The sequence below is a fragment of the Ruegeria sp. CF2 genome (assembly GCF_056537385.1).
Map to the genome: position 1 here is coordinate 104,666 of NZ_JBQFRL010000004.1, position 18,086 is coordinate 122,751.

The following is an 18,086-nucleotide window of genomic DNA, read 5'->3' on the forward strand; positions in this document are numbered from 1 at the left end:
TTGCAGTCAAATAAGACGCTACGGAAGGAAATGCAATCAGCGCCTGAGGGCAAGTCGCGCAACCAGCCAGCTGACGATCATCACCGCGAAATCCACGACAAGCCATTGGCGCAGGATACCGCTGTCCGATGTTTCGAACGGAAGATGATAGAGGGCCAGCCCACCCAAGCCGTCAGGCAACGACACAATCAAAAGAGCCGTTACATTGTTGGCAAAATGCATGGCGATTGCGGGTCCCAGCGTTCCTGCTCTGGCGGTGATGTCGGCACTAAGCAGGCCAAAGACGAAGGCCCAACCTGCGATCAGGATCGCATTGTCACCGGCGGCAAGAGGTGCGTAGTGCCCGGCAGCAAAAATCAGGGAGGGTACGCCCATCCAAATCCACGGAGCCCTGAACCGAGCTGCCAGCGATTGTTGCAGGAACCCGCGGAATAGAATCTCTTCGGCGCTGACCTGAATAAGGACAGCCACCAGCGCCAGCGGCAACAGCAGCAGCCACCTGAAAACCGGCAGGTTTGGCTCCAACGGCGGTCCCATATCGTATGGGGGCAGAACAAAAAGCAAGGCGCCCAGCACGACCAGCGCCCGCAGAACCCGCCAGAATTGCCGAGCAGTCAGAATCGGTGGCCCGACCACCGAGATCAGTTTCCGGTGCTGCAACTGTCGCACGGCCAATCCGACGCCCAATGTGGCAAAGGCGAAACTGGAAAGGATGACCAGCAGCGCCAGGGCCGAGGACCCGTCTTCGAAACCGGACACCAATTCGGCCGAACCAAACGAGGTTACAGCGGCAAGTAGAACCAAGTTGAGTGCCAGCACCACGACCGTGATGATCGCGAACCCCAGCAGCAGTCGCCAGAGTTCGGGATAAGCCCTGGCCGGCGCCACCAGGATTTCGTGCGGGGCATAGGCCGGGTGTGGCTGCAGTTCGCGCATCCTAACCGCCCGCCCCGGTCTCGGCTTCGGGTGTCAACGGGGTGTTCGACAGCAACAGTCGTTCCGAGACGGTTGTCAAATACCCGGCCACCGTTTCGAGAAGGCGCATCGAAACAGCCGCGTCACCCTCTACCACGGCGCGCAGCTCTTCCGCGCCGATCCGCAGGAACGAACAGTCGGTCATCGCAACGAGGTCCAGTTGCCGAGGCGCGCCGGTGATGATCGACAGGTCGCCGATCAGGCGGCCTGGCTCGACGACGGAGATGTTGCGCTTTTCGCCGTCCGGCATCGTCCATTCGAGGCTCGCCTGACCTGAGATGCACAGATAGGCCGCGTCAGGCGTTTGCCCGCGCGAGAATATGGTCTGCCCCGCCGCCGCGTCGTACCATTGTGCCGAAAAGGCCAGCAGACGCTGATGTTTTCCGTCAAGCCTCGAAAACAGTTCGGTTGCCGAAATGATCTTGAGTTTTCGGCTGAAGTCTTCGGGTTGTTCGTCATCCGCCTCGACCTTGGAACGCGATACACCGTCGATTCGGCCGTCCTTGATTTCCACGTACATGTCATAGGCTTCGGGATGGCCAAAATGATCTTCCATGAAGATCATGACAGAGTCGGGAAGCAACTCACGCAGCTTGAGGCGCGTACGCAAACGGCTTTCCGAATCGTGGCTGGCAAGAACCTTGTCCAGGATCAGGATGTCGGGCCGCTTGATGGCTGCCCGTGAAAACGCGGCACGTTCCTGGAACACCGTGGGCAGGTTGGCCCCGCCAAGACCGGTCGGCAGATCGTAGATGATAGCCGCCAGGCGACGGGTGAGACCGGCCTCGATCAGGACTTCGGCTACGGCATCCTCGATCTCTTCGGCATGTGCCCCGGCCATCAGCGACACGCGGCCATACAGGGCATTTTCCATTACGGTCAGGCGCGGAACATAGGTTTCGGGTGCCACGGGAATGAACAGCCCGTCGAAAGATGCGTGCAGGTTTTGGGCCTGCGTGCGCCGGATCGACAGGATCTTTTCCTTGTACTCCTCGGGGAAACTGGGGCCGATCTGTTCGGCGGTCAGCATGAACGGCACCGTCAGCAACAATGCCATTTCACGTTCGGACAGGGTTGCCTCACCTTTCGACATGCGGCGTTCGTCGATGTCGAGCAGTCGGTGGTACATGTCCTTGGACATGCCCAAGCGCAGGAACAGCGGGTGATCCGTCCCTTCGCGGCCGAATGTTTTGCGCAGCGTGCCGAGAACCGCCGTCGCGATGCTCAGGGCGTCCTTGTCCAGATCATGGGCCCGCAGCATGGCAAGAAAACGAGCGTCCCCGGCCAGGATGTCCGGTGAAATGTTGCGCGACGGTGAGGCAAACAGAAGGTTGCCCCCCAAAGGCACGGCTGGGTTGAACCGGTCCGGATCGAACCGGTAAACGTATTTGTCCAAGCCCTTTTCCTTGAGACGCGCTGCAACCTTGTCGCGCGCATCCACGATCGCCTTGGCCAGATGGGGGTGCAGTTCGGGATCGAATTGCGACCGCAACGTCCGCCGGAACATGAATTCGTCGATGCCCATCGCCTCGACCAGTTCGAACCACCAATCCCGGATCTCGTCGATGCTCTGCAGCCCGGCAAGGCGTGGGTCGACCCATTCGTCCTCCAGCAGGTCCGGGGAGTTGCCGGCGCGCACGGCTTCGACCTGATAACGTGATGGGGCCTTCAGAGCTTCGGCCTCGTGCTGGGGATGGGGACGCAAAGGCATCAGCAGGTTGTCCCCAAGCGTGCCGTTGAACAAGTAGGGTCGCGAGTGGGCATAGCCGACACGGGCGGCGATCACCGCCTGATGGAGTTCGCGAAGGTTATGCCCAGACAGAAGGACCTCGCCCTGAACCGGCAGAATCTCGCGGATCAGCAACTGGGCCAGCGCCTGTCTTTCCGAGTCGTGCGAGGCCTTGATGGCGACCCGAGCGCCCTTTGGGATCGTCAGGTCGATGTCTTCAAGGATCAACTTGCCGTCTTCGTCGCGCACCGTGACATTGCGCAATTCGATGTCGCCCTGCAGGTGCGGGATGCTCTCCGGCTCGCCATAGAACAGTTCTTCGGGGATCATGTTCTCGGGCGCAAATCGTTCGGTGACGACCTGCCAGCGCAACGACATGTCCTGAACCTGATTGTAATAGGTCAGCAGATCGCGCCAAGGGCCACTGAGGTCCTTGTACGCCCCCAGCGCCGCAACCAGCGCACCGACTGTCACTTCGCCCGTGATAGCGAGATAGCCACCGACCGAATAGAACAGGAACGGCGTCATCTGCGTGATCAGGTTGTTGAGGAACTTCATGAAGAATTTCTTGTTGTAGATCCGGACCCGGATATCGAACAAGGTTCCCAGACGATGACTGAACTGCGCCAGCCGATAGCGCCAACCACCGTTCGCGCGCAGGTCGCTGATACCGGCGGCGGTTTCGCCGATCTCGGTGCTCAGGTGGCGGATCTCCTGAATACGGTCCTTGTTCAAGAGGTTGATCTGGCGCTGCAGGCGCGGGATCAGCCAGGCTTGCAGCGGGATCAGCGCGATCGAGGCCAGCCCGAACCAGACGCTCTGCATGAACAGGAAAGTGACAATCGTCATCATCTGACCGAACTGAAAAACCGGCTGGGCGATCGCGTCGCCCATCAGTCCGCCCATCGGTTCCGCTTCGGACGATATCATCGACACCAGCTCGCCCTGGCTTGTGGTCGAGAAATACGGTTTGGGGAAGCGCAGCATCCGGCTGATCAGGGTGAATCTGAGCCGACGCAACATGCGTTCGGCCAGGATCCCCTTCATGGTGTTGATGCGCATCTTCATGAGGCCGCCAGCCAGGACGGTTCCCAAGAACGCAAAACACAGGATCAGCAGGTATTGGACCTGGGTCACCTTCGTGCCGAACAGCGTTACCGTGTTTCCGGTCGCGCCGATGGCGTCGTTGATGATCTGCTTGGGCAGTTCAAGCGAGGCATAGAGAAACGGAAACGAAAGTACGGTCAACAGCAGCAGAATGAACTGCTGTTTCTTGGAATGTTTCCAGATGAACGCGAATAGGGTGGGTTCCATGCCCCGGCCTCGTCTTGTTTTTTGGACTGCGGCCCGTTGCGGAGGATCCACGGCGACCGGGTGACTGACGGTAAGCTTTGCCCCGTGCTATTTCAAGAACGTGCCCCGGCGTGATCTTGCAAAAATCCGGGCGGCAGGACCGGCGTCGTTCACAATTCGGGAATTTTGCAGTGCTATCTGTCGAAGGCGGGTTTATTCCGCCCGCGGAATCCGACTAAAGAGGTGCAGTTTCAAGCACTGGGCACATGAGCAGACTTCTGGATCGGTATTTCAGCCGCAAGGCAGTTGGGCACTGGAAACGGACGGCGCAGAACGCGCCGCACGAAGACCTGCCCCTGCTTCGCCAGCAGCGTGATCAGGCGCGAGTGCTTCGCGCCCAACTTGATCGGCTGATTCAGATTGCGGACGGGCGCCTGACCCGCCCGCATATCGGCACCCAGAATTTCCCAAGACCGCTTGGCACGGATTGGGCATGGCGCCCGGATTTGTGGGGCAGCCCTCTACCCGTTACGGGCCTGGTATCACTGTCTCGCAAGGCGCAACTTGATGACAGCGTGGCGCTTTTCCATGACTGTCCGCTGGCCGAGATTGCAGTCCGGCAAATGCGCAACAGCGGGGAAAAGGACCTGGCGCCTTTCAGCCTGGCGATCGACGTATTCAGCTTTCAAGGCTCGTTCCTCTCCGTGTCTGTCGAACTTCCGGGCAGCGCCGCCGAGGGTCTGACGCGGCAACACCTGGTCCGGACCCATGTGACGGTCGACAGTGAACGCCCGGCCGAGGTCTTTGCCAGGCTGAATATCCAGAATGGACCGAATACCGAGCAAGTGCTGCGAAAGCTGGAACCGCAACATGCGACGTCCGACATCGATTTTGATCTTGCGCATCTGTCCTTGAACGAACGTCGCATCGAGAAGATGTGGCTGGACCTTATCATCCAGGATCCTGGTATGAACCGTGTGGTGCTGCGGGATTTGACCCTGTGCCGCCATCATCGCGCTGACTTGTGAAAGGAAAGGCCATGGTGGAAACAAAACTCGTCCCGATCCGGTTCGAAGACGGCGTATGGGAAGGCCACTTTTCAAGAAGTACCGCACCCCAACTTGAAGCCCGGTACCGGGATCAGGTCCTGCAAGGTATCGAGGTTTCCGAGGCCGAAGGTGGCTGGCATGTTCGGGTTCCCGTTCCAACGGCCCTGTTGTCCGAAGGTGTACACAGTGTGATTATCCTCGACAGCGCTTCACAGGAAAAAGTGGGTGACATCACCGTAATCGCGGGTGCGCCGGCCGTAAGCGATATCCGAGCCGAGATGGACCTGCTGCGCGCCGAACTTGACCTTCTGAAGCGCGTGGTGCGTCGGTTGAGCGCTGATCAGAGTTGATCGGGCAAAAGCCTGCAGGTTCAACGTAGTCGAAGCCTGCTTGGATGCATTCCTATCTTTTTCGCTGAATTCATGCATGATTGAGCCACCAAGGAAACTCAGGGGGCCGAATGGAACGTGACAGCATTATCAAAGTCATAGCGCTGATGGTAACGGCGTTTGGCATCGGCATAGACTTTACCGGTGCGCTGATGCTGGTGCCGGCGATCGAAAACTCGTTTGATGCCGATATCACGAGTACTCAGTGGGTGTTGAACATCTACGCGTTGTTCTTCGCCATGACCATGGTCGCCGGCGGCCGGCTGGGCGACATGTACGGTCATCGCAAGATCATGATCATAGGATTGTCGCTGTTTCTATTCGCCTCGGTCATGTGTTTCGTATCTCCCAGCCTTGATTTCCTGATCGGCGCACGTGCGCTTCAAGGTATCGGCGCGGGATGCGTGTGGCCGTGCACGCTGGCCTTCGGGGCCACGAGGGTATCCCGTGAGGAACACCGTGCGATGGTTATGGGTTTGATCCTTGCCGGTGTCACGACGGGCAACGTATTTGGTCCGATGATCAGCGGGTTTGTCGCCAATCTTGGGGATTGGCGCCTGTTCTTTCTGGCAAATGTCGTCTTCTCGTGCATCTCGATGGCCACGGCAGTCCTGCTGATGCAGCCTGACAAGACCCACAAGACAGGTGAGCACATCGACTTTACCGGAATGGGTGTCCTTTCTTTTGCTGTCCTTCTGCTGCTGTACGCGCTGGATGTCGGATCGGACTGGGGCTGGCTGTCGGTTCCGCTGATGTTTCTGTTTTTCCTCAGCGCGTCGCTGTTTCTGTTGTTCCCACGCGTGGAAAAACGGGTGAAAGAACCGCTATTGCTGCCGCAGATGATGCAAAATCCGCAATTTCGCATCACCTTGGGTCTGAACATGTTCAACGTCTCGGCAGTCTTTGTGGGATTGCTGTATTTTCCGCAATACATGCAAAAGGTTCTTGGCTGGTCGGTATTTGAATCCGCTCTGGGCCTCGCGCCGCTGACCGTTCTTTTGGCTGTCGGGTCGATCGTGTCTGGCACCTTGTACAATGATTTTGGACCCAAGCGCCTGCTGTTCTGGGGGTATCTCTGCGCTACGATAGGCGCGGCCAGTGTCGTCGTAATGCCGGCCGGGCTGGGGTATTTCCAAATTCTTCCGGGGATGGCTCTGATCGGATTGGGAGCGACACTGACGGTTGGACCGTCGGGCACCGCCGCCGTTTGCGCCGTCAAGCCCGAACGCGCAGGCTTGGTTGGCGGTCTGAGCTTCATGGTGCACTTGGTCTATGGCGCCATTTCGGTCGCCTGCGCGACGGCCATCATGTACATGGTCAGCCTGTCCAGCTTCCGCGAGCACCTTGCCAAGGCCGGCATCGATATGTCCCTGGCCGATCAAAAAGCCATCAATGGCGGTACTTTGACGACCAAGTCCGCGCAGGCTGTCATGCAGAAATTCAGCGCGGCCGAGGCCGAAAAGATCAAATCCGCGTTGTCGATGGCGTTTGACAGCGGGATGGACATGGCTTTTGTCTTTTCAACGCTGTCGGTGTCGATCGGCCTGGTTCTGGCGCTGATGCTGGACGAAAAGAAACTGCACAAAATCGAGAGCTGAGCCAAAAGAAAAGGCCGCGGAAAACCGCGGCCCTTCGGTCACTGTTTGCGCAGCTTACTGCGATGCCCGCTCTGTCGGATTGAAGGCGGACAGGCCTTTGAGAATGTCGATCGCATAGGCCAACTGGTAGTCTTCGTTGCGCAGTTCGGCGGTTTCTTCCGCTTTGGTGCGGTCTTCCTCGATCTGGCGGATTTCATCCTCGGTCAAACTGTCATTGTTCAGGCTGCCCCGCAGGTCGGCCTCGGACCGGGTGCGGGCGTTGCTTTCTTCCTCTTCCTCAGCCTCGGGACGGACGCGGGGCTGTTCCACGATGATGTCGGGGCTGACACCCAAAGCCTGGATCGACCGACCCGACGGGGTGTAGTAGCGCGAGGTGGTCAGACGCATCGCCCCGTCGCCACGCAGCGGCATCACGGTTTGAACCGATCCTTTGCCGAAGCTTTTGGTGCCGACGACGATCGCGCGGTGGTGATCCTTCAATGCACCTGCAACAATTTCGGAAGCCGACGCCGATCCGCCGTTGATCAGCACTACGATCGGCTTGCCCTGGGCAAGATCACCCGGGGTTGCGTTGAAGCGTTCACCATCTTCGGGATTGCGCCCACGGGTCGAGACGATCTCGCCTTCGTTCAGGAATGCGTCCGATACCTTGATGGCTTGGGTCAACAGCCCGCCGGGGTTGTTGCGCAGGTCCAGAACAAAGCCGTTCACCTTGTCGATGCCGCCAGCTTCGGCGATCTGCTTTTCCATCCCCTCTTTCAGGTTCGGGAAGGTCTGATCGTTGAAGGTGGTCACACGAAGCACCACGCTGGTGCCTTCGGTGCGGGCGCGAACGGCGGTCAGTTTGATCGTGTCGCGGATGATGGTCACATCGAATGGGTCGGGTTCGCCTTCCCGCACGACGGTGATGACGATTTCCGAACCGACCGGGCCGCGCATCAGGTCGACTGCCTTGTCCAGCGTCAGGCCCAGGATGCTTTCGCCGTCCACATGAGTAATGAAATCGCCGGCCTCGATGCCCGCTTCGTCCGCAGGCGTGCCGTCAATTGGCGAGACGACTTTGACGAAGCCATCCTCTTGGGTGACCTCGATGCCCAGCCCACCGAATTCACCGCGCGTCTGCACGCGCATCTGCTCGGCGTCGTCCGGGGAAAGATAGCTTGAATGCGGATCCAGCGACGTCAACATGCCGTCGATCGCAGCCTCGATCAGTTCTTCGGGGGCGACTTCCTCAACATACTGGGCGCGGATCCGTTCGAAGATGTCTCCGAACAGGTCAAGTTGTTCATAGACTCCGGCCTTGTTTTCGGCCTCTTGCGCCAGCAGTGGTCCGGCGATCTGGGTAGTCGCAATAATCCCAGCCACGGTGCCGGCCAGACCGGCCATCACAAATCTCTTCATACTCGTCTATCCATCCTTGTCTGTCCGGAACCATGATTCCGGATCCACGGGGCTATTGTTCTCTCTTACCTCTATATAGAGCGTTTCTGGACGATCAGTTCCAGTGCGATCACCGCTTGTTGACAAAATCGCGCCGATTTCTGGTGTTTGACCGGGCATCAGGCCCACTGGCGTCCCTTCGGGGATCACCTGACCGGGGTCCCCATACACCTCCTGAAGGCCGGAGAAGACAAAAAGCAAACCGGGCTGCGGTTCCAGGATCACAAGGTTTCCAAGGTCCAGAAGCGGCCCTCGGTATCGGATCGTGGCCGCTGTCGGCGACAGCACCAAGGCACGTGGTCTGGTTCCCAGTACAAGCCCCGGACGCGTGACCCCTGCGGCGTCCGTTTCGCCGGAACGATGGAGTATGACGCCTTGGGTCGGCAGCGGAATCTGTCCTTTCAGTTGGGACACATCCGCGTTCGAGGCTAAGATTTCTCCATCCGATATCTCAGACAGACCGCTGGCGAACCCATCCAGCGTCTCCGTTGATGAGATCAGGATGGCTGTCCGTACCGGGTCTTCGATGAAGCGGCGCGGCAAGTCGGTACGGTCCGCTATGGCCTCGCTCAGCTTCGTCCTGGCGTTCTGCACGCCTTCCAACCCTTCGGTCAGCGTGTCCGCAGCGCTTTGTTGCAAGCGGCGCAGGGTCTGCACCTCGTCCAGATCCCGGGCCAGCGCCTGGGCTCTGGTGTTCAGGCCAGGGGTGACTTCGGACAGCATCATCCCGGTGCGCGCCGCCCCCAGCGGCCCGGCCGGGTGCAGCATCAGAACCGGTGGCGCCGTGGTTTCGATGGTTTGCAGCACGCCCAGCAACTGGCGGATTTCGCGTTCGCGCGCGTTCAACTCGGCGGTCAGCTGGCTTTCGCGCAAAGCCGCTCGGCGCAGCCCGTCGCGCATGGCGGCCAGCCCGGCCTCGTAGGCCTGGATCGTCTCGGTCAGGGCACGCACGCGGTCGCGGGCGGTTTCGGCCTCGGTCAGCGCGATCGAGGCCTGTTCCAGCATCTGCGCTGCCTCCAGTGCCGCCTGCGCGGGGTCCGGCGCGGCCCGGACCGCCTGCCCCGCCATCAGGGCCGCCAGAAGAAGCGCGCGCAGCCTCATGACAGCAGGCTCTGACCCGTCATTTCCGGCGGCTTGGGCAGGCCCATCAGGTCCAGAACCGTAGGCGCCAGATCGGACAGGCGACCTTCGCGCAGGGCTGCGCCCTCGGGTCCGCCAACCAGCGCCACAGGCACCGGGTTCAGCGTATGGGCGGTATGCGGCCCGCCGGTTTCGGGGTCGATCATGGTTTCGCAGTTGCCGTGATCGGCCGTCAGGATCATCGCCCCGCCCGCCTTTTCAAGCGCGGCGACCACGCGAGCCAGGCCTTGATCAACGGCCTCGCAGGCTTTGATCGCGGCCTGCAGGTCACCGGTATGGCCTACCATGTCGGGGTTTGCATAGTTGGTGACGATCAGGTCATAGCCGGCCTCGATCGCCTCGACGAACTTGTCCGTCACCTCGGCGGCCGACATCTCGGGCTGCAGATCATAGGTCGCCACCTTGGGCGACGGGGCCATGTAGCGGTCCTCGCCGGGCTCGGGCGATTCCTTGCCGCCGTTCAGGAAGAACGTGACATGGGGGTATTTCTCGGTTTCGGCCAGGCGGAACTGGCGCAGGCCCTGCTTGGCGACCCATTCGCCCAGCGTGTTGACGATTTCGCGCTTGGGGAAAACGGTCGTCATATAGGCGTTGTGGCCGTCGGAATATTCCACCATGCCCAGCAGCGCCGACAGATGCGGGCGCGGGCTGGTGTCGAATTCGGCGAAATCAGGTTCGGCAATGGCGCGCAGGATCTCGCGGGCGCGGTCGGCGCGGAAGTTGAGGCAGAAGAAGCCGTCACCGTCGCGGACGCCGTCGAAGTCGGGCAGAACCGTGGGCGCGATGAACTCGTCCGTCTCGCCCCGGTCGTAGGCGGCCTGAATCGCGGCGCTTGCGGTATCAGCCTGCCCGCCCCTCCCCTTTATGATCGCGTCATAGGCACGGCCGACCCGCTCCCAGCGGTTGTCGCGGTCCATGGCATAGTACCGCCCCGAGACGGTGACGATGCGCGCGAACGCGGGCAGGCGGCGCTCCAGCTCGGCCAGGAAGTCCAGCGCCGATTTCGGGGCCACGTCGCGCCCGTCGGTGATGGCGTGCAGGGCCACCGGCACGCCCGCCTCGGTGATCGCCTTTGCGGCGGCGACGATATGGTTCAGATGCCCATGCACCCCGCCATCCGAGACCAGCCCCATCAGATGCGCGGTTCCGCCCGCCGATTTCACCTTGGCGATGAAGTCCTGCAGCGCGGCATTTTCGAAGAACGAGCCGTCCTCGATCGCAAGATCGATCTGGCCCAGATCCATCGCCACGACTCGCCCGGCCCCGATATTGGTGTGCCCGACCTCGGAATTACCCATCTGGCCGCTGGGCAGGCCCACATCAGGGCCATGGGTGATCAGCCGCGCGTGCGGACCCTTGGACATGATCGCGTCGAAAGTGGGCGTGTGGGCCAGATAGGGCGCATTGGCCTGCGTGTCGTCGGACAGACCCCAACCATCAAGGATACACAGGACGACGGGTTTGGGTGCGCTCATGTCGGGTCTCCGGTAACTGCTCTTGTCCGTTCTTCTATCCCCTGCCCGCCGCATCGTGAACCGCCTTTTGCGGCGATGCGCCCCTCTCCGGGTTATTTCCTGATCTGCTGCCAGGGCCGCGCCTTGCGGCCGCGATACTTGACCGTCAGCTCGGGCGGGGCGTCGCTTTCTTCATAGGCGCCTAGGATCACGCCCTTGCCGCGACTTTTTGTGCGCATCTCGACCAACTCGGCCGCCGAACGGGTGGTACGCTGCGACGGACGCCGCGCCCAGGCGAACAGGTGATCATACATCTGCGCGATCACATCAGCATGGGCCGCGCTGTCGCCCAGATCGGTTAGCTCGCCGGGGTCGTTTTCCAGATCGAACAGGATCGGGCGGAACCCGCCTTCGCAATGGATCAGCTTCCACTGTTTCGTGGCCACCATGAACATCGCCGCATCACGCACCGACACGCCCAGCGTTTCCGCGATGGGCGAGGCCGAATAGTCGTATTCGCAGATCGCGAATTTGCGCGGGGTCTCGTCCGCCCGCCCGTGCAGGATGGGCAGCAGCGAGTGGCCTTCTAGGATATGATCAGGCACCGCACCGCCCGCGACCTCGACGAAAGTGGGGGCCAAGTCGATCGACTCGACCAGCGCGTCGCAGGTGCTGCCGCGCGTGGCATCGGCCTGTTCGGACGGGTCAAAAATGATCAGCGGCACCTTGGTCGAAGCGTCGTGGAAGAACGTCTTTTCGCCCATCCAGTGATCGCCCAGAAAATCGCCATGGTCCGAGGTCAGCACGATCATCGTGTCGTCCATGCGGCCGGTCTGCTCCATCCAGTCCAGCAGCCGCCCGATCTGGTCGTCGGCCTGCTTGATCAGGCCCATATAGGCGGGGATCACGGCCTCGCGCACATCCTGCCGCCAGAAGGTCTGACCGATCTTGGTGTGCATGAAGGCGCTCAGCACGGGGTGTGCCGCCGCCCGTTCGGCCTCGGACCGGTTGGCGGGCAGAACCTGTTCGGGTCCGTACATCGAGGCATAGGGCTCGGGGACGATATAGGGCCAGTGGGGCTTTATGTAGCTCAAGTGGCAGCACCACGGTCCGTCATGGGTTTCCATGAATTCCATGCCACGCGAGGTCAGATAGGGGGTCTCGCTGTCCTCTTCGGCGATGTTCGCGGCCTGCGGCGCGTTTTTCAGAAACCAGCCCGACAGCACGTTGCCGTCCTCGTCCAGCCCGGAATTGGCAAAGTCGTGCCAGGGGTTGTCGCCGTCATAGCCCTTGTCGGCCAGCCACGCGTTGTAGGCGCGGGCCGCGTCGGGGTCATAGAACCCGTCAGGGCCTTCGGGGCGCATCCCGTCGTCGCGCTCGAACACGTCGAAACCGCATTCGGCCACGCGCGCGCCGATCAGGCTGTCGGGTTCCAGGCCCAGCCGCGCCATGCCCTCGGCGTCGGCGCGCATATGGGTCTTGCCGACCAGCCAGCAGTCCATCCCCGCCTTGCGCAGATGGTCGCCCATGGTCTGCTCGCCCACCTTCAGCGGGATGCCGTTCCACGAGGCGCCGTGCGACTGCACATAGCGCCCGGTATAGGTGGACATGCGCGAGCTGCCGCAGATCGGCGATTGGATATAGGCCCGCTTGAACCGCACGCCGCGCGCGGCCAGCCGGTCGATATTGGGCGTGTGCAGATGCGGATGGCCGTAACAGCTCAGGTAATCCCAGCGCAGCTGGTCGAACATGATGAACAGGATGTTGCGGGCCTTGGCCATTCAGTGCTGCGCGCCCTGGCTTTCCATCTGCTCCACCATCCGGCGGGCGCGCTTGCAATGCAGCTTGTCACGCAGGGGGCTGTTGGGGTCCACGTCCTTTTGGCACACCACGCATTTGTCGGCCCCCGAAATCGCGTTCAATCCGCCGCAACTGCCTTTGATGGTCTTGCCCATCAGCATCACGCCCAGCGACATGCCGACCATGATGATCAGCAGCAGAACAAACGCGAGGATAAAGGTGCTCATCGGCCGGCCCGCCCTTCAGTTCGATCTCAGCGCATCCTTGAACGCGCTGCTTTGTACCGTGATATAGGCATCTTCGCCGCCTGTCACATCCCGCGAGATGAAAAACACCGCCAAACCCAGCTGATCGGCCAGTTTCAGCCCCCGCTCCTGCCCCAGCGCCAGCATCGCAGTGGCCCAGGCATCGGCCATCATCGCATTTTCGGCCAGAACCGTGACCGAGGTCGTCCGATGCGTGATCGGACGTCCGGTGGTCGGGTCGATGATGTGCGAATACCGCACCCCGTCCTGTTCGAAGAAGTTCTTGTAATCGCCCGAAGTCGCCATGCCGCGGTTGTCCAACGGCACGATGAACTGGATGGTCTGCGACCCGGTTTCGGGTTTTTCGATGCCGATGCGCCAGGCCTCGCCCTTGTCGTTCTGACCGCGGGCCACCAGGTCGCCGCCGATCTCGACCATGTAGCTCTCGATGCCGGCTTCTTGCAGCGTCTCGGCCACGGCGTCGATCCCGTAGCCCTTGGCGATGGCCGACAGGTTGATCCCCACGCCCGGCAGCGCCTTGGCCAGCGCCCCGGCCTGCGCATCCAGCGTCAGCAGGCGGGCCTGCCCCACCTGTTCCAGCGCCGCCGCGATCTCGGCATCCGACGGAACCGGGTCTTCGGGCTTGCGCGGGCCGAAGCCCCACAGCTCGATCAACGGGCCGAGGGTCACGTCGAAAACGCCGCCGCTTTGCTCGTGCACCTGGTTGGCCGCCGCGATCACATAGGCGAATTCCTGTGACACCGGCATCGGGTCGGTGCTGGCCGAGGCGGAAAAGACCGAGACTTCGGAATTCGGGTCCCAGTTGGACATCTTGGCATTCACCTGCGCCAGCGTGTCCTCCACGGAGGCGGACAGAGCAGCCTCGTCCAGATCCTCGCCGATTGCGGTGATGTGATATGTCGTGCCCATGGTTTCGCCGGACAGACGGACGATCTCGGGCTCCTCGTCGAACAGACAGCCAGAAACAACAAGCGGCAGGGCCAGAGCAAGCAGTCGGCGCATGGGGCGATCTCCTGGAAATGCGTTGCCCGGCATATGCCAGCGGCCCCACCCAGAGTCAAACCTGCGTCAGGACGCCAGCGGCAGGAAGCCCAGGATCAGCAGCCCGACCGCAGCGGGCACTCCAAACAGCCACGCACGTTTCTGCCAACCCGGGGGCTGTTCTTTCCACAGTTTGCGGAAATTATGCCCGCAGATCACGACCAGAAGGAAGATCACGGCGGCAACCGCAGGAGACAGATGGAGTTGGGTCACGGGGTCCGGTTTTTCCTTGCGACCCGGCGCGGTTGCACCGGTTTTTGAATTTGCACCCTATACAGGTTTCTCTGCTGCGATAAGGTGGTGAGGACAGCCTGTAGCGTTGAAGGAGGAGACCGCCCATGGCCCCAAGCTCTTACCAGCCCCCGACACGTGGCGACAAGGCCGGGTCAAGCACTTACAGCCAATCCGCCGAGTCGAATTTGTCACATACTCAGACCACTGTCGCCAAATTGCTGGAAGGAAAAGGTGATGCGGTGTTTTCGGTTCGGCCGAATGACACCATCCATTCGGTGGTCGAAATTCTAAAGGAGAAACGCATCGGGGCGGTTGTCGTCACCGATCAGAACGGCGCACTGCAGGGAATCCTGTCCGAGCGGGATATCGTTCGCCGCATGGCGGATACTCCGGGTCAGACGCTGCCACAATCGGTCGAGGCGTTGATGACCCGCGATGTGCGGACCTGCACACCGGACGACCTGCTGATGGATGTGCTGAAGACGATGACCGAGGGGCGATTCCGCCACATGCCGGTTCTTCGCGACGGCAAGCTTTGCGGCATGATCACCATCGGAGATGTCGTGCATTTCCGGCTGAAAGAGCTGGAATACGAAGCCCTGCGCATGAAGCAGATGATCGTCGGCTAGATCGTCACACGTTGTAGTAACGGGCATAGGCCCCATAGGCCTGCCCACCTGTCTTGGTCTGCTTTCGGGCAGACCCCAGGTCCGACATGACCAGCACGGTGACCTGCAAGTTCACGCTGGAAGACTCGCGCATCGCTTGTGCCAACAGGGCGCCGAACAGCGCGACTATGTCTATCTGGGGGGCGAGTTCCGCAAGAACGCTCGTGTTCCCCTGCCCTACGGCCAGCACCTGAGCCTGGCCGGTGCTTTGTTCGGTGAAGGCGTTTACAGCACCAGAACGGCGGACGCATCGCAAATCTTTATACTGCGTGCCTCTCGCAAGCCTGAGGAATTCGGCGCCGTAACTGCCTGGCACCTGGATGCGCGCAATCCCTCGGCATCGTCGATCGCGGCCCGTATGGAACTGGGGCCCCACGATATTGTTTTCATCCAGGAGCAGCCGATCACGACTTGGGGTCGGGCGCTGGATCAATTCCTACCCTCGCTGGTCAATGCGGGGTTGGACGCGGCAAATGGTTGACGCGCCCCGCCCTGCATCGGATATGAGGCCCCACCGACCGATAATCCCCTTGACCTTGACGGGTCGAAAGGGTCCCTGATGGTCGGGATTGTTGATTTGCGTTCGAGGGTTTCATGCAACGGGTATTGATTACGGGCACTGCGGGCTTCATCGGGTTCCACCTGGCCAAGCTGCTGTTGTCCGAAGGGTTTCAGGTCCATGGCTATGACGGGATGACGGATTACTACGACGTCACTCTCAAACAGCGCCGCCATCAGATGCTGTTGCAGACGCCCGGCTTCTCGGCAACCGAGGATCTGTTGGAAAACCACGAACGCCTCATGCAGGTTGCAGACGAATTCCAGCCCGAGGTTATCGTTCACCTCGCCGCTCAGGCGGGTGTGCGTTACAGTCTTGAACACCCGCGCAGCTATATCGATTCAAACGTTGTGGGTACGTTCAACGTGATGGAGGTGGCCCGTCAGCACAAGGTCGGGCACCTGCTCATGGCATCTACCTCTTCGGTTTATGGGGCAAACGAAGACATGCCCTTTACCGAGGTTGAAAAGGCCGACACCCAATTGACGATCTATTCTGCCACCAAGAAGGCGAACGAAGCGATGGGACATTCCTATGCCCATCTCTGGGATCTGCCCACGACCATGTTCCGGTTCTTCACCGTATACGGCACCTGGGGCCGTCCAGACCTGGCTCTGTACAAGTTTGTCGACGCAATTCTGGATGGGCGCCCGATCGACATCTACAATCACGGCGAAATGTATCGCGACTTCACCAATGTGAACGACCTGGTGCGCGGGATCCGGTTGTTGATCGATGCGGTCCCCGTCCGTCCGGACAGCCCCGAGGATATCGAGGAGGGTGACAGCCTTTCGCCGGTCGCGCCCTATCGTGTGGTCAACATCGGAAATGGTGACAAGGTGCGTCTGATGGATTTCGTCGAAGCAATCGAGGAAGCCGTGGGCAAGAAGGCGATCCGGAATTACATGCCCATGCAGATGGGTGATGTTCCGGCGACATGGGCCAATACCGACCTACTGCAACGCCTGACCGGGTATCGTCCGCAGACCGATTTCAAGGATGGAATCGCTCAGTTTGTCGAATGGTTCCGCGAATACCACGGCAAATGATCTAGTGACCCGGACCTGACGTATGCTTGAAACGAACCCCAATTCCCGTCGGATCGCCGTGATCGGTCTGGGCTATGTCGGCCTGCCGTTGGCCGCTGCCTTTGGCAAGATCGGACCGGTTCTGGGCTTTGACATCAATCCCACGCGCATCGACGCGCTGCGCCAGGGCAATGACGCCACGCATGAGGTCAGCGAAGACGAGCTGTCCGCCGCCGGGGGTCTTAGGTTTACCACTGACCCCGCTGATCTGGCGGACTGTGACACGTATATCGTGACGGTGCCCACACCGATTACAGCACAAAAACAGCCAGACCTTGCACCGTTGCTGCGCGCCTCAGAAACGGTTGGACGGGTGTTGAAGCCTGGTGATCTGGTCATCTATGAATCAACCGTCTACCCCGGCGCGACCGAGGAAGACTGCGTCCCGATCCTCGAGCGGGAGTCTGGCTTGCGTTTCAACGTGGAATTCTTTGCCGGGTACAGCCCTGAAAGGATCAATCCCGGCGACAAGGCGCATCGCATCGCCGATATCTGCAAGGTCACGTCGGGATCGACGCCTAAGGCCGCCGATCTGGTGGACGCGCTATATGCGCGGATCATCACGGCGGGGACGCACAAGGCCGAAAGCATCCGCGTGGCCGAGGCTGCGAAGGTGATCGAGAACACACAGCGCGATCTGAATATCGCCCTGGTGAACGAACTTGCCATGATCTTCGGCCGCCTCGGCATCGACACTGATGCGGTGCTGCGGGCGGCGGGCACCAAATGGAATTTCCTGCCCTTCCGCCCTGGCCTTGTCGGTGGGCATTGCATCGGGGTCGACCCCTACTACCTGACCCACAAGGCCGAGGCCGTTGGCCATCATCCTCAGGTCATTCTGGCGGGGCGGCGCCTGAACGATGGAATGGGCGCATATGTCGTGTCCCAGTTGGTCAAGCGGATGATCCGCGAGCGGATCGAGATGACGGACGCCCGGGTCCTTGTCATGGGGCTAACCTTCAAGGAAAACTGCCCTGATCTGCGAAATACCCGGGTCGTCGACATCGTTCACGAGTTGCAGAGCTACGGTGTGACCGTAGACGTTCACGATCCCCATGCCGATCCGCAAGCCGCACGTGACGAGTATGGGATCGACCTGCTGGAGCACCCCAAGCCCGGCACCTATGACGGTATCGTTCTTGCAGTTGCCCATGACGCATATCTTGCGATGGATCCGGCCGAAATCCGAGCGTTCGGAAAGGCCCGGAATGTCCTGTTCGACGTCAAATCCTGCCTGCCGCGCAGCGCCAGTGATTTGAGGCTCTGACCCGCGCCAGCACACTGAAATGAGAGACATTTTCTGACTGTGAGACCTCTGTCCGCAAGGTCCGAGGCCCTGTGGGTTGCCGCCGGCCTGTTCAGT

The 18,086-nt window shown here is 60.8% G+C and carries 17 protein-coding genes; 7 read left to right on the top strand and 10 right to left on the bottom strand.

The window, feature by feature from the left end; all coding sequences use genetic code 11:
- Positions 1-36 precede the first annotated feature (36 nt).
- Positions 37-936 (bottom strand): CPBP family intramembrane glutamic endopeptidase, encoded by a 900-nt coding sequence (locus ACR0IR_RS16140; RefSeq protein ID WP_170365838.1) that lies wholly within the window; start codon positions 934-936, stop codon positions 37-39.
- 1 nt (position 937) lies between these two features.
- A complete protein-coding gene (locus ACR0IR_RS16145) occupies positions 938-4,018 on the bottom strand; it encodes an ABC transporter transmembrane domain-containing protein (protein ID WP_170365840.1) in 3,081 nt (1,026 codons plus the stop codon).
- A gap of 245 nt (positions 4,019-4,263) precedes the next feature.
- On the opposite strand from ACR0IR_RS16145, the gene ACR0IR_RS16150 reads away from it, so the two are divergent.
- From ACR0IR_RS16150 to ACR0IR_RS16160, 3 genes are all read left to right on the top strand, one after another.
- Positions 4,264-5,025 (top strand): DUF6478 family protein, encoded by a 762-nt coding sequence (locus tag ACR0IR_RS16150; protein ID WP_170365842.1) that lies wholly within the window; start codon positions 4,264-4,266, stop codon positions 5,023-5,025.
- Positions 5,026-5,036: 11 nt separating this feature from the next.
- Entirely contained in the window at positions 5,037-5,396 is a 360-nt protein-coding gene (locus ACR0IR_RS16155) for a hypothetical protein (RefSeq protein WP_170365844.1), read from the top strand.
- A 110-nt stretch (positions 5,397-5,506) separates the two neighbouring features.
- The gene (locus ACR0IR_RS16160; RefSeq protein ID WP_170365846.1) at positions 5,507-7,033 is read left to right on the top strand and encodes an MFS transporter; all 1,527 of its coding nucleotides are present in this window, start codon (positions 5,507-5,509) and stop codon (positions 7,031-7,033) included.
- A gap of 54 nt (positions 7,034-7,087) precedes the next feature.
- On the opposite strand, the gene ACR0IR_RS16165 is transcribed toward ACR0IR_RS16160, so the two are convergent.
- From ACR0IR_RS16165 to ACR0IR_RS16195, 7 genes are all read right to left on the bottom strand, one after another.
- Positions 7,088-8,434 carry a S41 family peptidase gene (locus ACR0IR_RS16165; RefSeq protein ID WP_170341494.1) on the bottom strand — a complete coding sequence of 449 codons (1,347 nt, stop codon included), beginning with the start codon at positions 8,432-8,434 and terminating at the stop codon, positions 7,088-7,090.
- Positions 8,435-8,440: 6 nt separating this feature from the next.
- A complete protein-coding gene (locus ACR0IR_RS16170) occupies positions 8,441-9,574 on the bottom strand; it encodes a murein hydrolase activator EnvC family protein (protein WP_170365848.1) in 1,134 nt (377 codons plus the stop codon).
- Positions 9,571-11,088 (bottom strand): 2,3-bisphosphoglycerate-independent phosphoglycerate mutase, encoded by a 1,518-nt coding sequence (gene gpmI, locus ACR0IR_RS16175; protein WP_170365849.1) that lies wholly within the window; start codon positions 11,086-11,088, stop codon positions 9,571-9,573. The genes ACR0IR_RS16170 and gpmI overlap by 4 nt, the downstream gene beginning before the upstream one ends.
- A gap of 92 nt (positions 11,089-11,180) precedes the next feature.
- Positions 11,181-12,848 (bottom strand): sulfatase-like hydrolase/transferase, encoded by a 1,668-nt coding sequence (locus tag ACR0IR_RS16180; protein WP_480779142.1) that lies wholly within the window; start codon positions 12,846-12,848, stop codon positions 11,181-11,183.
- Positions 12,849-13,094: a (Na+)-NQR maturation NqrM gene (gene nqrM, locus ACR0IR_RS16185; RefSeq protein ID WP_170341485.1), complete on the bottom strand. Its 246-nt coding sequence runs from the start codon at positions 13,092-13,094 to the stop codon at positions 12,849-12,851.
- 15 nt (positions 13,095-13,109) lie between these two features.
- Complete coding sequence (locus tag ACR0IR_RS16190; RefSeq protein ID WP_170365853.1) at positions 13,110-14,135, bottom strand: FAD:protein FMN transferase; 1,026 nt, start codon at positions 14,133-14,135, stop codon at positions 13,110-13,112.
- 66 nt (positions 14,136-14,201) lie between these two features.
- The gene (locus ACR0IR_RS16195; RefSeq protein WP_170365854.1) at positions 14,202-14,387 is read right to left on the bottom strand and encodes a hypothetical protein; all 186 of its coding nucleotides are present in this window, start codon (positions 14,385-14,387) and stop codon (positions 14,202-14,204) included.
- A 125-nt stretch (positions 14,388-14,512) separates the two neighbouring features.
- On the opposite strand from ACR0IR_RS16195, the gene ACR0IR_RS16200 reads away from it, so the two are divergent.
- Positions 14,513-15,037: a CBS domain-containing protein gene (locus ACR0IR_RS16200; RefSeq protein WP_093963355.1), complete on the top strand. Its 525-nt coding sequence runs from the start codon at positions 14,513-14,515 to the stop codon at positions 15,035-15,037.
- Between the two features lie 4 nt (positions 15,038-15,041).
- On the opposite strand, the gene ACR0IR_RS16205 is transcribed toward ACR0IR_RS16200, so the two are convergent.
- Complete coding sequence (locus tag ACR0IR_RS16205; protein WP_261392138.1) at positions 15,042-15,170, bottom strand: hypothetical protein; 129 nt, start codon at positions 15,168-15,170, stop codon at positions 15,042-15,044.
- A 3-nt stretch (positions 15,171-15,173) separates the two neighbouring features.
- Between ACR0IR_RS16205 and ACR0IR_RS16210 the strand changes: the two genes are divergently transcribed.
- The 3 genes from ACR0IR_RS16210 to tviB all read left to right on the top strand — a co-directional run bounded on the left by ACR0IR_RS16210 (position 15,174) and on the right by tviB (position 17,990).
- Positions 15,174-15,557, top strand: coding sequence for a polysaccharide biosynthesis/export family protein (locus ACR0IR_RS16210; RefSeq protein ID WP_170365856.1), 384 nt, complete (start codon positions 15,174-15,176; stop codon positions 15,555-15,557).
- Positions 15,558-15,670: 113 nt separating this feature from the next.
- Positions 15,671-16,684, top strand: a complete 1,014-nt coding sequence (locus ACR0IR_RS16215) for a GDP-mannose 4,6-dehydratase (protein ID WP_170341487.1) — start codon at positions 15,671-15,673, stop codon at positions 16,682-16,684.
- A gap of 22 nt (positions 16,685-16,706) precedes the next feature.
- Positions 16,707-17,990 carry a Vi polysaccharide biosynthesis UDP-N-acetylglucosamine C-6 dehydrogenase TviB gene (tviB, locus tag ACR0IR_RS16220; RefSeq protein ID WP_170365857.1) on the top strand — a complete coding sequence of 428 codons (1,284 nt, stop codon included), beginning with the start codon at positions 16,707-16,709 and terminating at the stop codon, positions 17,988-17,990.
- Positions 17,991-18,086: the final 96 nt, after the last annotated feature.